The following is a 13266-nucleotide window of genomic DNA, read 5'->3' as shown; positions in this document are numbered from 1 at the left end:
GGCGTCAATCGCCGCGCAGGCCCAGTCCGCCGACGCGGTCGACCCGCTTGCGCACCGCCGCCTGCATCACCTCCGGCGCCGCCACCAGCGTGAACCAGTGGCGGGCCCGCGTGATGCCGGTGTAGACCAGCTCGCGCGTCAGCACCGGGCTGGCCCGCTCGGGCAACAGCAGCGCGGCATGCGCGAACTCGGAGCCCTGCGACTTGTGGACCGTCATCGCGAACACGGTCTCGACCGCGCGCAGCCGGCTCGGCAGCACCCAGCGGATGCCGCCCTGGCCGTCGCCGGCGGCGAAGGCCACGCGCAGGGTCCAGCGCGGGCGCTGCTCGCCCGGCACCCGGGCCGGCACGCCCAAGGTGACGCCGACGTCGCCGTTCATGAGGCCCAGGCCGTAGTCGTTGCGCGTGACCAGCACCGGGCGGCCCGGGTACCAGCCGCCATGGTCGGCCTCCAGCAGCCCCTCGGCGCGCAGCAGGCCGGCGATGCGCTGGTTCAGCCCCTCGACGCCCTGCGGACCGCTGCGCAGGGCGCACAGGAGCTGGAACTGGCCATAGGCGGCGAGCACCCGGCGCGCCCAGTCGTCGAAGTCGGCCTGCGGGGCGTCGATGCCGGGCTTGCCTTCGCTCATCCGCGTCAGGTAGTGGCGGTAGCCGGCCGGCGGCGCCACGGCCTGGCCGCCTTCGAGGCGACCCCGGCCCTGCCCCGCGAAGCCCTCGGGCGCGCCGTCGACCACCAGCCGGCGCAGCGCCGCATCGTCGAGGCTGCGCTGCTGCGACAGGTCGGCATGGCCGCGCTCGAACACCCGCCGCACTCTCCCGCCATCGCCCGCATTGACCGCCTCGGCCAGCTTGCCGATGCCGCTGGCGGCGCTGAAGCGATGGCTGATGCGCAGCTTGACCACCGCCTGGTCGAGCGCGCTGCCGTCGGCGTCGCACAGCTCGGGCTCGAGCAGTTCGCCGGTGACGGCCTCCAGCCAGGCGGCGGTGTCGGCGTTGTAGTGGCCCGCGTCGGCGCGCTGGCACAGGTCGCCCAGCACCGCGCCGGCCTCGACCGACGCCAGCTGGTCCTTGTCGCCGAGCAGGATCAGCGGCGCATGGGGCGGCAGCGCGGCGAAGACGGCGGCCATCATCTCGAGGTCGAGCATCGAGGCTTCGTCGATCACCAGCAGGTCGAGCGCCAGCGGGTTGCGCGCGTCGTGGCGGAAGTGCCGCGTGTCGGGGCGGCTGCCGAGCAGCCGGTGCACGGTCGTCACCTCGGTCGGAATGGCCGCGCGCACTGCCGCCGGATCGGCCAGCCCGGCCAGCGGCAGGCGCTCGACCGCGCCGGCGATCGATTCGTTCAGCCGCGCCGCCGCCTTGCCGGTGGGCGCGGCCAGCCGGATGCGCAGCCGGCGGCCCTCCCCGCCGGCCAGCGCCAGGTGCTGCAGCACCGCCAGCAGGCGCACCACGGTGGTAGTCTTGCCGGTGCCCGGGCCGCCGGTGACGATGCCGAAGTGCTGCCGCGCGGCCAGCGCGCAGGCGATCTTCTGCCAGTCGACGGCGGCGCCGTCGACATGCGGAAACAGCACGTCGAGTGCCGCCGCCAGCGTGGCCTGCGCCTCGGGCGCCGCCGCGGCGGTCGGCATCGCCACCCGCTCGGCGATCGCGGCCCGCACCGACTGCTCGTACTGCCAGTAGCGGCGCAGGTACAGGCGATGACCGATGCGCACCAGCGGCGTGGCGCCGGGACCGCTGCCGACCAGCGCGGGGTGCGTCAGGGCCTTGGTCCAGCGCGCCAGCGTCACGCCGGCCAGCAGGGCCGAGGGCGCGGTGATGGGGGCCGCGCCCTCGGCCGAGCGCGCGATGCCTTCGGGCGGCATCGACAGCGCCTGGCTCGCATCGGCCAACGCCGCCTGCAGGTCCAGGCAGGCATGGCCGCGGCCCAGTTGATGGCTGGCGAGCGCAGCGCCGAGGACCAGCAGCGGATCGGCCTCGGGCGCCTTCTGCGCCAGGAAGGCGGCGAAGCTGCGGTCGAGCGCGCGCAGCCAGCCTTCGGCGACCCAGCGGTCGAGGTCGGCGAGCAGGGGCGCATGGCGCGCGGGCGGCGCGCCGAGGAAGACGTCGGTGGACACGGTCGGGGCTTTCATGACGGCTGCTCCGCCGCAGCGAGCGCCGCACCGCTGAACAAGGCATCGAGCGCATCGATCAGCGCCTTCGGCGGCCGCTCGCAGTGCAGCCCCTGGCCCGGCGCCGCGTGGCCGCGCAGGAACAGATAGACCGCGCCGCCGACATGGCGCTCGTAGTCGTAGTCGGGCAGCCGCGAACGCAGCAGCCGGTGCAGCGCGAAGACGTAGAGCACGTACTGCAGCTCGTAGCGGTGCTGCAGCACGGCGCCGCGCAGCGCCGCGGGCGTGTAGTCGGCATCGCGCGTGCCCAGCCAGTTCGACTTGTAGTCGGCCACGAAGTAGCGGCCTTCATGCTCGAACACCAGGTCGATGTAGCCCTTGAGCATGCCGTTGAGCTGCTGCGGCAGCAGCGCCGCGCGCGGCGCGCCGTCCAGCGTGTAGCGGCAGACCAGGGCGTCGAGCGCGCGCAGGTCGACCTGCCGGACGCCGAACCAGAACTCCATCTCGATCTGCACCCGGCCCAGCGCCGCGGGCGCCACCGCGCCGGCCCCGGGGACCAGCGCGCCGAGGTCCAGCGGCGCCGCCAGCCAGCCCAGCAGCCAGTCGCGCAAGGTCTCGGTCCAGGCGCTCCAGCCGCTCAGGTTGCAGCGGCGGGCAACCAGGTCGGCCAGGTCGGCCTGCGCCGCCGCATCGGAGCGCAGGCGCCCGAAGCCCTGGCGACCCACCCATTCGAGCAGGCCATGCAGGAAGCTGCCCGGGCCGGCGCCGCGCGGGACGTCGTGCAGGCTGCCGGTGCTCGGCACCGGCGCGTCGACGTCCTCGTCGGGCGCGGCGGCATCGGAGCGGCTGTCGGCGTAGATGTCCTCGGCGGCGCTGCTGGGCGTCGGCGGCAGCGCCAGCCGGGTCGCGGGCTCGCCGAGTGCCAGCGCGGCCTCGTCGTCGAGCAGGTCGCCGGCCCGGCTCAAGGCCGAATAGCTGGCGACCCACCAGCGCTCGCGCGGACCCGATGGCAGGGCCGGCTCGGGCGCCAGCTGCAACGCGTCGGCGGCCGGGCTGTAGCGCGCATCGCCGGGCTCGGGGGCGGCTTCGACCGCGATGGCCGGGCACGGCTTGGCCCAGTCGAGCACCGCATCGGCCAGCGCCGACGCCGCCAGCGGTGCCCCGCCGCCGAGCAGGTAGCCGAGCGCGCTGCGCTCCACGCCGGCCAGCGGCGCCACGCCGACCCAGGTGGCATGGCGGGCGCGGGTCAGCGCGACGTAAAGCTTGCGCAGGTCTTCGCCCAGGCGCTCGTGGTCGACCCGGGCCAGCGCGTCGGCGTCGGCCTGCAGCGCCACCACCAGGCGGCCCTGGTCGTCGTGCCACTTGAGCGGCAGGTCCTCGGCCTTGGCGGCGCGGAAGGCGGTGGCGAAGGGCAGGAAGACCAGCGGGTATTCGAGCCCCTTGGACTTGTGGACGGTGACGACCTTGACCAGGTCGGCGTCGCTTTCGAGGCGCAGCTTGCGGGCCTCGTTCTCGCTCCCGCTGTCCTCGCGCTGCTCGGCCAGCCAGCGGATCAGCGCATGCTCGCCGTCGAGCTGCGCGCTGGCCTGCTGCAGCAACTCGGCCAGGTGCAGCAGGTCGGTCAGCGCCCGCTCGTCACCCATGGACAGCAGGCGCTGCGGCACGCCGAAGTCGTTCAGCAGGTGGCGCAGCATCGGCAGCACGCCCTGCCGCCGCCAGGTCTGCTGGTAGCGGCGGAACTGGAGCACCCGGGCTTCCCATTGCAGCTCGTCGTGGTTGAGCCGGTCGAGTTCGGTCCAGCCGAGCGCCAGCACCGCGCTGCCGAGGGCGGCGCGCAGCGGACGGTCGTCGTCGGGCTCGGCGCAGGCGGCCAGCCAGCGCTGCAGCTCGGCCGCCACCGGGTTCTGGAACACCGAGTCCTTGTCGGAGAGATAGACGCTGCGCACGCCGCGCCTGGCGAGCGCCTGGCGCACGGCGCCGGCTTCGCGGCCGCTGTTGACCAGCACCGCGATGTCGCCGGGCTGCACCGGGCGCAGCGCCTCGCCTTCCTTCGCGAAACCGGTGCGGCCCGCCAGGCCGTCGGCGAGCAGCCGCACGATCTCGGTGGCGCAGGCGGCGGCCAGCAGGCGCTGGGCCTCGCCGTTGCCGGGCGGGGGATCGCCATCGAGGGTCCAGCAGGTGAGCGCCGGGGCGGCCTCGCCGGTGACGATCCAGCGCTCGCTGCGGCCCCGGGCCTGCACCCGGAGGAAGGGCAGCGGATTCTCGCCATGGGCGCGGAACAGGAAGGCGCCCTGCCCCGTTTCGCGTGCCTCGGCCTGCAGGAAGACATGGTTGACGGCCTCGACCATGGCCGGCGTCGAGCGGAAGTTGGTGCCGAGGGTGGCGTGCCGGCCGTCGGTGTCGCGCCGCGCCGCCAGGTAGGTGTGGATGTCGGCGCCGCGGAAGGCGTAGATGGCCTGCTTGGGGTCGCCGATCAGCACCACGGCCGTGTCCTGCGCGTTGGCCGCGATGCCGTAGACGGCGTCGAAGATCCGGTACTGGAGCGGATCGGTGTCCTGGAACTCGTCGATCAGCGCGACCGGGAACTGGCGCCGGACCAGGGCCGCGAGACGCTCGCCATTGGGGCCCTGCAGCGCGGCGTCGAGCCGGGTCAGCAGTTCGTCGAAGCCCATCTGCGCGCGCCGCGCCTGCTCGGCGGCGAGCCGCTCGGTGGACCAGCGGGCCGCATGGCGCAGCAGGTCCTGGCGGCCGTCGGGCAAGGCCCTGACGGCCTCCTGCAGGCCGGCCAGCGCGTGCAGCGCCGGATGGCGCAGCAGCGCGCTGTCGCCGCTCCAGCCATCCCCCAGTCCGGCCGGCGTGAGGCGCTCCCATGCCGTCTTGGTCAACGATGGCAGCAGCAGGTCGCCCTCGGCCCAGTCGCGCAGCTTCTGCATCCATTCCTTGCGCTTGGGCAGCTTGCATTGTTTGGCAGCGACCGCGGCTTCGAGCCCGGCCAGCAGGCCGGCGGCCCAGCCGTCGTCGCCGGCCCAGGGCGCCTTGAGCCCCGACAGCGCGTGCCCGGTGTGGGTGCGCGCGCGCTCCAGCGCCAGGTCGGGCGGCAAGCCCTCGCCCAGCACTTCGCTCAGGCCGACCAGCTTCTCGACCGCCTTCAGCAGGGCGTCGGGCGTGGCCCACCAGCCATGCACCTGCTGGGCGTCGGCGGGTGCCAGCGGCGTGAAGAAGGTGCGCCAGTAGTCGCGCATGACCTCGGCCTGCAGCTCGCGCTGGTCGGTCTCGAGCGTCTGCGTGAACAGGCTGCCGCTGTCGAAGGCGTGCTCCCGCAGCATGCGGTTGCACCAGCCGTGGATGGTCGACACCGCGGCCTCGTCCATCCACTCGGCGGCCAACCGCAGGGTGCGGGCACAGGCCAGCCACTGCGCTGCCGGGTAGCTGGCGCGCAGGTCGTACAGCAGGTCTTCGCCCGGTGGCCTGGGCTGCACGGTCGCAGGGTCGGCGAGAAAGGCCTCGGCCGCTTCCGCCAGCCGGGCCCGGATGCGGTCGCGCAGCTCCTTGGTGGCGGCCTCGGTGAAGGTGACGACCAGGATCTCGGGCGGCGCGAGCGGCCGCGTGAAGGCGGCCTCGCCGCCATGGCCCAGCACCAGGCGCAAGTACAGCGCGGCGATCGTGAAGGTCTTGCCGGTGCCGGCGCTGGCCTCGATCAGCCGGCTGCCGCGCAGCGGAAAGCGCAGGGGGTCCAGCAGTGAAGGCAAGGTCATTCGGCTTCCTTTTCCGGCGCCCGGCCGACCGCATCGCGCATCGGCTGCAGCAGCGCCAGCGCCCGGCGGGCGAACTCGCCGCCGGCCCACAGGGATTCGAAATTCGGGAACGCGCGGGCCAGGTAGGCGTTGCCGTCGCACTCGCCGAACTTGCCGTAGGCCGGGTCGCTGTCCTCGTAGCAGGCGCGCGCGGCTTCGCGCGGCGCGCCGGCGTCGATGTCGGCCTGCGTGCCGCCCTTGCCCAGCCAGGCCAGGGCGCTGCGCAGCGCCAGCGGCAACGGCCGGTCCAGGCCCTGCTGCCAGGCATCCAGCAGCACCGACCACCCAGCGCGCGCCTGCGCCTGCGGCAGCGGATGCAGCGTCACGCTGCCGGCCTTGCTGACGATCCGGCTGGTGAGCGATCCACCCTCCAGGTGCGCCGCCAGGTGCGCGATCCAGAACGGCACCAGCTTGTCGAGCCGGTAGCTTCGGTCCTTGACCAGGCTGCCGCTGTCGAGCAGCAGGCGGCAGCGCTCGCCGGCCGCGTTGGCGCGCAGGCCGCCCAGCCAGTCGGCGAGGCGCAGCGCCTCGGGCCGGCCCTCCGGCAGGTGGTCCAGCGCGGCGTCGGGCACGGGCTCGGGCCATTCGGCCAGCGCCTTCGCGTACTCGGCGAACATCTTTTCCATCGGCTCGGCCAGGCGCTCCTGAACCAGGGCGGCAAAGTGGCCGGCCGGCAGGTCGCCGCGGCGCGCCATGCGGGCGAGCTGCGTGGCCAGCGCCTCTTCGCGCGAGCCGCCGGCCTCGATGGCCGCCCGCTGGGCCTGGATCAGCTCGTTCTGCAGCTGCCAGTTTTCGAGCGCGTCGATGGCGAAGGGCTCCTCATCCTCGCCGACCGGATCGGCGGCCTCGAAGTGGACACCCAGCCGCTGGCGGAAGAAGCTCTTCACCGGGTCCTTGAGGAAGTCGGCCAGCAGGCGCAGCGTCAGCGGGCCGTCGAAGCGCCAGGGCGGCAGGGCGCCGGCATCGGCTGCCACCGATGGCCGGGGCACCAGGCCGGCCCGCCATTCACGCGCATGGCTGAACAGGCGCGCATCGCCGCCGAGCGTGAAGTAGGCGGGATGGAACGGCTGCAGGCGATGCTCCACGGTCAGCGCATGCAGCAGCCGCAGGCCGGCGTCCGGCGTTTCCGCGTCGCCCGCCAGCCGCCAGCCGGCCGCCAGATGGTCGCGCAGCTGCGCCACCAGCACCGAGGGCGGCCGCTCCGAATGGTCGAGGATGCTGCGGCCAACCCAGCTGATGTGCAGCTGCTCGCGCGCCGACAGCAGCGCTTCGAGGAAGAGGTAGCGATCGTCCTCGCGCCGCGAGCGGTCGCCGGGGCGCCAGTCGTGGCCCATCAGGTCGAAATCCATCGGCACGCGGCTGCGCGGATAGTCGCCGTCGTTCATGCCCAGCAGGGCCACCACGCGGAACGGGATCGCGCGCATCGGCATCAGGGTCGCGAAGGTCACGGCGCCAGCGAAGAAGGGCTGGTTGAGCGTCGGCTGGTCGATCTGCGCCAGCCAGTGCTCGCGGACCACCGACAGCGGAATCGCCTCGGCCAGGCCGGCGCTGGCGCAGGCGTCCAGCCACTGCTGCAGCGACATTTCGAGCCGCTTCAGCGTGAAGCCGTCGCTGTCCTCGTCGGCGGCGAAGAAGTCGCCCAGCAGGGCCCGCAGCCGAACGCCCCATTCCGCGGGCGCTGCCGGCGTGGCCAGCGTGCGCCAATGCGCTTCGAGCGTGGCCAGCAGCTGCACCAGCGGGCCGAGCAGCGCGGCGTCGAGGCCGCCCACTTCGTCGAGCGGCTCGACCTCTTCCCAGGCCTCGCCGGTGCCCACCGCGTAGCCCAGCAGCATGCGCTGCAGGCCGAAGTCCCAGCTGTTCTGCGCCAGCGCCCCGGGCAGGTCGAGCCGGCGGCGCTGCTCGGCATGCAGGCCCCAGCGGATGTTGGCGGCCGAGATCCAGCGGTGCAGCAGCGGCAGCTGGTTCTCGTCGATGCCGAAGCGCGCGCGCAGGGCCGGCACTTCGAGCCAGTCGAGCAGGTCGCTCACCGCGATGCGCGACTGCGGCAGCGCCAGCAGCTTCTCGAGCGCACCCAGCAGCGGGTCGTGATGGCGCTGGCCCTGGTCGGCCAGCGTGTAGGGCAGGTGGCGCGGATCGTCGGCGCCGAGCAGGCCGAACACGGCCTGGATGTGCGGCGCGTAGGCCGCGACGTCGGGCACCATCACGATCACGTCGCGCGGACGCAGCGTGGGGTCGGCGGCGAAGGCGCTGAGCAGCTGGTCGTGCAGCACCTCGACCTCGCGCTGCGGGCCGTGCGTCACGTGGAAGCGGATCGAGCGGTCACTGCCGGCGTCGACCGCCGGCCACCGAGCGCGGGTCTCGGCCAGCGGACGCAGGTCGCGGATGTCGTCCTGCAGCTGGCGCAGCAGCGTGTCCTGCGGGTTGGGGTCGAAGCAGTCGATGCGCTGGCCGATGGCATCGAAGTTCTGCGCATAGGACTCCTGCGCATCGTGGGCGTCGAGCAGGCGGATGAAGTCGCGGCCCTGCTTACCCCAGGCGGCCAGCAGCGGCTGGGCATGCAGGTGCAGGCTCTCTTCGGCGATCGCGCCTTCGCCGCCCGGACGCCGGCGCTGCCGCAGGCGCTCGGCGCACAGCAGGTCCTTGTCGGCCACGATGTGCGACCAGTCGTGCTCGCAGGGGTTGTGCACGCACATCAGCACCTGCATCCAGCGCGCCAGCGCGCCCAGCACCTCGAGCGACTGCTGCGGCAGCGAGGAGACGCCGAACACCACCAGCCGGCGCGGCAGTCCGGCCGGGCGCTCGCCCTGCCAGTCGGCGGCCGCGGCCATGAAGCGCTGGTGCACGGCGGCCCGGCCGTGGGCGGCGCCGGCCGGGCCGACGTCGTCCAGCAGCGCGCGCCACAGGCGCGGCTGCCAGCGCAGCTCGTCGGGCACCGGCTGGGCGCCCGAGCGGCTGGCGACGATCCGGTCGTGGCCTTCGGCCCAGCCGGCCAGCCAGTCGGCGCGGTAGACCTGGTACTGGTCGAACAGGTCGGCCAGGCGCTCGGCCAGTTGATGGCGCTTGCGCAGGTCGGCGTCATCGGCCAGGAAGCGGCGCAGCGGCGCGAACACAGCTTCTTCGAGCAGCGCCGGCAGCAGGCGCATCAGGCGCCAGACCAGCAGGGGCTTGTCGAAGGGCGAGGCAGCGGGCACGGCCGCAGCGCCGAGCACCGTGCGGTAGGCCTGCCAGATGAAGCTGGCCGGCAGCTCGGTCTGCAGCGCCGCCGCGATCCCGACGCCGCCCTGGGCCGGATCCCGCGCCAGCGACAGCCGCAGCCACTGCGCCACGCCGTTGCTCTGCACCAGCACCCACTCGTCCTCCAGCGGCGCCAGCGGATGGCGCGCCATCCAGGCGAGCATCAGGTCGCGCAGCGCTTCCGGGTGGTTGCTGTGCACGGCCATGAAGCCGGTAGAGAGAGCGGTGTCGGTCATTGCGGGATGTCAGGACAGGGGCCGAAGTGCCACGCCCATGTCCTGCCAATTCTGCGGGTGGCAGGTGAACAGCAGCACCTGGTGGCGCTGCGCGGCATCGAAGAGCACGCGCTTCATCTGCGCCAGGCGCGGCGCGTCGCTGTGCACCAAAGCGTCGTCGAGGATCAGCAGGGTCGGCCGGCCGGCCTGCTGCAGCAGGTCGGCGTAGGCGAAGCGGCTGATCAGGCCGAGCTGCTCGCGGGCGCCGAAGCTCAGGTCCTGCACCTGGCCCGATTCGACCGCGCCGTCGGCCTGCGTGCGCAGCAGGGTGCCCGGCGCGAGGCCGGCGTCGATCTGCACCGTGGCACCCGGCAGCAGCAGCGGCAGGTAATGCTGCAGCCGCGCCTGCAAGGGCGCCTGCAGCCGGGCCAGCGTGGCCTGGCGCTTGGCGTCGAGCTTGCTGCACAGCAGGTCGAGCGCCTCGGCGCGGCGCTGCAGTTCGGCATGGCGGCGCCGGGCCTGGGCCAACCGGCCAGCCAGGGCGTCGCGCTGCTCCTCCAGCCCCTGGGCACCGGCCTGCTGCAGCGTGTTCTCGAGCAGCAGGATGTCCTCGCGGCGCTGCTGGTGGCTGCGCGTCATCTGCTCGATGCTGCGCTGCAGGCGGTCGATGTCCTGGGCCACGATGTCGGGCCGAGCCTCGCGCACCTGGGCGCTGGCCGCCTCGATCCGCGCGGCCAGCGCGGCATGCTCGGCGCCGGTGGCCAGCAGTTGCGCCTGCGCTTCGGACTGGCGCTGCGTGCGCGCCGGATCGGCCAGTGCCGCCTGGGCCGCGAGGTGCTCGTGCTGCGCGGTGTCACGCAGGCTTTGTGCGGCCGCCTGGCGACGCTGGGCCTGTGCCAATGCGGCGGTGCTCGCTTGTTCGGTGGCCGTCGCCGCGTCTTGCGCCGCTTCGGCTTGGTCGGCCGGCAGCACGGCTTCCGACGGGACTTCGGGCAGGCGCGCCAATGCTTCCTGGGCGCTGCGGATGCGCGACTGCGCCTCGGCGTGCGCACCCCGCAGCGGCTCCAGCCCCTGGGGCGCGACGATGGCCAGCGCCTGCTCGGCCAGCCGCAGCTGGGCCTCCCGTTCGGCCGCTGTGGCGAGCCGCGCCTGCGCTTCGGCAAGGTCGGCCACGCCCGATGCCTGCAAGGCCGCGCGCAGCGCCTGCTGCGCCTCGGCGTGGCGGCGGGCCAGTTGCGCCAGGTCTTCGCCGCCCGGCGTGATGACCAGTTCGCCGCCGCCGGGCAGCCGCAGCGTGGTGGGCGCATCGAGCAGCCGTTCACCGGCAGCTTGCAGTTGCCCGCTTTCCGCGTGCGTCTGCAGGCCGAGGACCACGCCCTCCGGCAGCGCGAACTGCAGCCGCGTGGCAACGGCCTGGCGCCGCAGTGCGGCGTCGCGTTCGGCACGGTCGAGCTCGACCAGGCGCTGGACCTGGGCCTTGGCGATGGCCGGCGCCCGGGCCGCGCCGGCACGCAACGCGGCCAGGCGCTGCTGCGCTTCCTCGGCGCGCCGCAGCGCGTCGTCGCTGCGGGCCAGCTCGGCCTGGGCCTGCGCCACCTGCTGGCGCAGATGGCCGCGCTGGTCCTCCTGGCGCGCGACGCGCGAGGCCTCGCGGGCCGCGTGGGCGCGCGCGCGGGCCGATTCGGCGTGCGCGCGCGCCGTGGCCACCGCGGCATCCGCCGCCTGCAGCTGCTCGGCGGCCTGGGCCAGCGCCTGCCCGCGCTGGGCGGCGTCGGACTGCTGTCGCGCCAATCCGTCGACTTCCTTCACCAGCAGGCCGCGCGTGCCTTCGAGCTGCAGCAGCCGGGTCCGGTCGTTCTGCAGCTGGGCCTGGCTCTCCGCCAGGGCCTGCTGGCGCTGCCGGGCGTCGGCCAAGGCCTGGCGCAGCGTGTCCCAGGGCCGCGCCGCTTCGTCGGCCCGATGCGCGAGGCGCAGCGCCGCCAGCTGGTCGACCTGCTGGCGATAGCCGGCGATCTGGAGGTCGAGCGCCTCGGCCTGCGACTGCCAGCCGGCGATCGCCTCGCCAGCTTCGAGGTAGGCCGCGCGCGGCTTGCCGGTGCTGGTCAGCAGTTCGTTGCGCTGGACCCGGAACCGGTCCAGCAGCTCGTCGCCGCCGGTGGCCGCCAGCGCTCCTGCCGCGGCGCCGACCTGCCCCTGCAGCGCATCGTGCAGGTGGTCGCGCGCGGGGTCGACGTCGAGCTCCTGGCCGGTGCCCTGCTCCACCCACAGCAGGCCCGGAATGCCCCAGTGCTCCGACTTGCTGGCGCCCTTGCTGGCGAAGGCGAAGCCGAAGCGCTGGGCCAGGTGGTCTTCGGCCTCGATGCCGTCCAGCGTGCGCACGCCGATGCGCAGGGTGCAGCGCTTCTTGCCGAGGAAGCTCTTGACCAGCTGGTGCGGCTGGCCGTCGAGCACGAAGTCGAGTTCGACCTGCGGCGCCGCTCCGCTGCCCTCGCCCCAGGGGCGCAGGTCTTCCACCACGGTGGAGCGGTGGCGTTCGAAGAAGGCGGCGCGGATGGCCCGCACCAGGGTGCTCTTGCCGGCCTCGTTGGGCGCGCTCAGGATGTTGAGGCCGGGCTCGAAGCCGCGCAGCTCCAGCGGCTTTCGGAAGCGCCGCAGCTGCTCGACGCGCAGCCGGGTGATCTGGAGGTTCATCGGAGAACCTCCGTGCTTCGCACTGCGGTGCGAGACCCCTTCTGAACGGCCGGGCGGGGGCTCATGCGGCGGCCGCCTCCATCGGGACGATCGCCAGCGCCGGGGCGCGCTGCAGCAGCGCGGTGGTCAGCAGGGCCAGCGCCTCCTGGGCGATCCGCGCCTGCGGGTCGGCGCCGCCCTGGGCTTCGCGCAGTTCGGCGATCACCTCGCCCAGGTAGCCGTCGGCCTGCAGGCCGGCGATGTCCTCCTCGGTCGGCACCAGCTGCAGGGCCGACAGGTCGGCCTGCAGATGGCGCGCCCGCGCCTCGGCGCTGCCGACCGCGGCCTGCAGCCGCTGCCGGCCCGCCAGGTCGATGCGCCCCTGCACCCGCAGGTCGACCACGTCCTGGGCGCCGAGCCCCGCCAGCTCTTCCAGCAGGGCGTCGAGGTCGCTCGCCACATGCAGCTGGGTCCCCAGCAGGTGCCACTGGAACTGGCCGACCGCCAGCGGCGTGACCTGCGGCTCGGCGCCCGGCGCGGCGATCTCCACCAGCAGCGCCTGCCCGGCGTCGTTGGCCTTGAAGCGGTCGGGCTCGGGCGTGCCGGCATACCAGGTGCGGGCGTCGATGCGCTTGCAGCCGTGCCAGTCGCCCAGCGCCAGGTAGTCGAGCCGGGCGCTGGCGGCGCGGTCCGGCGCCAGCGGATTGGCCGAATCGATGCCTTCGGCCAGGATGCCCTGCACGCTTCCGTGGCCCAGGCCGATGCGCAACAGACCGGCCGGCGTCTCGGCCGTGTCGAACCAGGCCGTGAGGTCGTTGTAGGTGTGGCGCTGCGTCAGCGGTGCCGGCAGCACCGCGAAGCCCTGCGCCTCGAACAGCCGCAGCTCGGGCGCCAGCAGCAGATGGGCGTTGGGCGGCACCACGCCCAGGCGCTGGGCGCGGGTCCAGACGCTCTCGGCCAGGGCGGCGTCGTGGTTGCCGGGGATCATGAGCCACGGCCCGGCATAGCCAGCCAGCGCATTGAACAGGCGGCGCACGGTGCGCTCCGACACGGTCTGGGCATCGAAGACGTCGCCGGCCACCAGCACGGCGTCGACCCGGTGCCCGGTGGCCAGCTCGGCCAGCCGCTCGACCGCGGCGATGCGCGCCTCGGCCAGGATGGGCGCGTGCTCGGGGTCGAAGGTGGCGAACTGGCGGCCGATCTGCCAATCGGCGGTATGCAGAAAGCGAGTCATGGTGCGGAGTCCCTT

General features: G+C 74.0%; 5 protein-coding genes. All 5 read right to left on the bottom strand.

The window, feature by feature from the left end; translation table 11 throughout:
* Nucleotides 1-4: 4 nt before the first annotated feature.
* The 5 genes from recD to QTI33_RS11765 all read right to left on the bottom strand — a co-directional run bounded on the left by recD (nt 5) and on the right by QTI33_RS11765 (nt 13251).
* Nucleotides 5-2125, bottom strand: a complete 2121-nt coding sequence (gene recD, locus QTI33_RS11785) for an exodeoxyribonuclease V subunit alpha (protein ID WP_286506121.1) — start codon at nt 2123-2125, stop codon at nt 5-7.
* Nucleotides 2122-5859 carry an exodeoxyribonuclease V subunit beta gene (recB, locus tag QTI33_RS11780; protein ID WP_286506119.1) on the bottom strand — a complete coding sequence of 1246 codons (3738 nt, stop codon included), beginning with the start codon at nt 5857-5859 and terminating at the stop codon, nt 2122-2124. The genes recD and recB overlap by 4 nt, the downstream gene beginning before the upstream one ends.
* The gene (gene recC / locus QTI33_RS11775) at nt 5856-9368 is read right to left on the bottom strand and encodes an exodeoxyribonuclease V subunit gamma (protein ID WP_286506118.1); all 3513 of its coding nucleotides are present in this window, start codon (nt 9366-9368) and stop codon (nt 5856-5858) included. The genes recB and recC overlap by 4 nt, the downstream gene beginning before the upstream one ends.
* A gap of 9 nt (nt 9369-9377) precedes the next feature.
* Nucleotides 9378-12038, bottom strand: coding sequence for an AAA family ATPase (locus QTI33_RS11770; protein WP_286506117.1), 2661 nt, complete (start codon nt 12036-12038; stop codon nt 9378-9380).
* A 61-nt stretch (nt 12039-12099) separates the two neighbouring features.
* A complete protein-coding gene (locus tag QTI33_RS11765; protein WP_286506116.1) occupies nt 12100-13251 on the bottom strand; it encodes a metallophosphoesterase family protein in 1152 nt (383 codons plus the stop codon).
* Nucleotides 13252-13266: the final 15 nt, after the last annotated feature.

It is taken from the genome of Variovorax davisae (assembly GCF_030316845.1).
Lineage (GTDB): Bacteria > Pseudomonadota > Gammaproteobacteria > Burkholderiales > Burkholderiaceae_C > Variovorax > Variovorax davisae.
The sequence above is the reverse complement of the archived record's forward strand: the minus strand, read 5'-3'. Positions and strand labels throughout refer to the sequence as shown.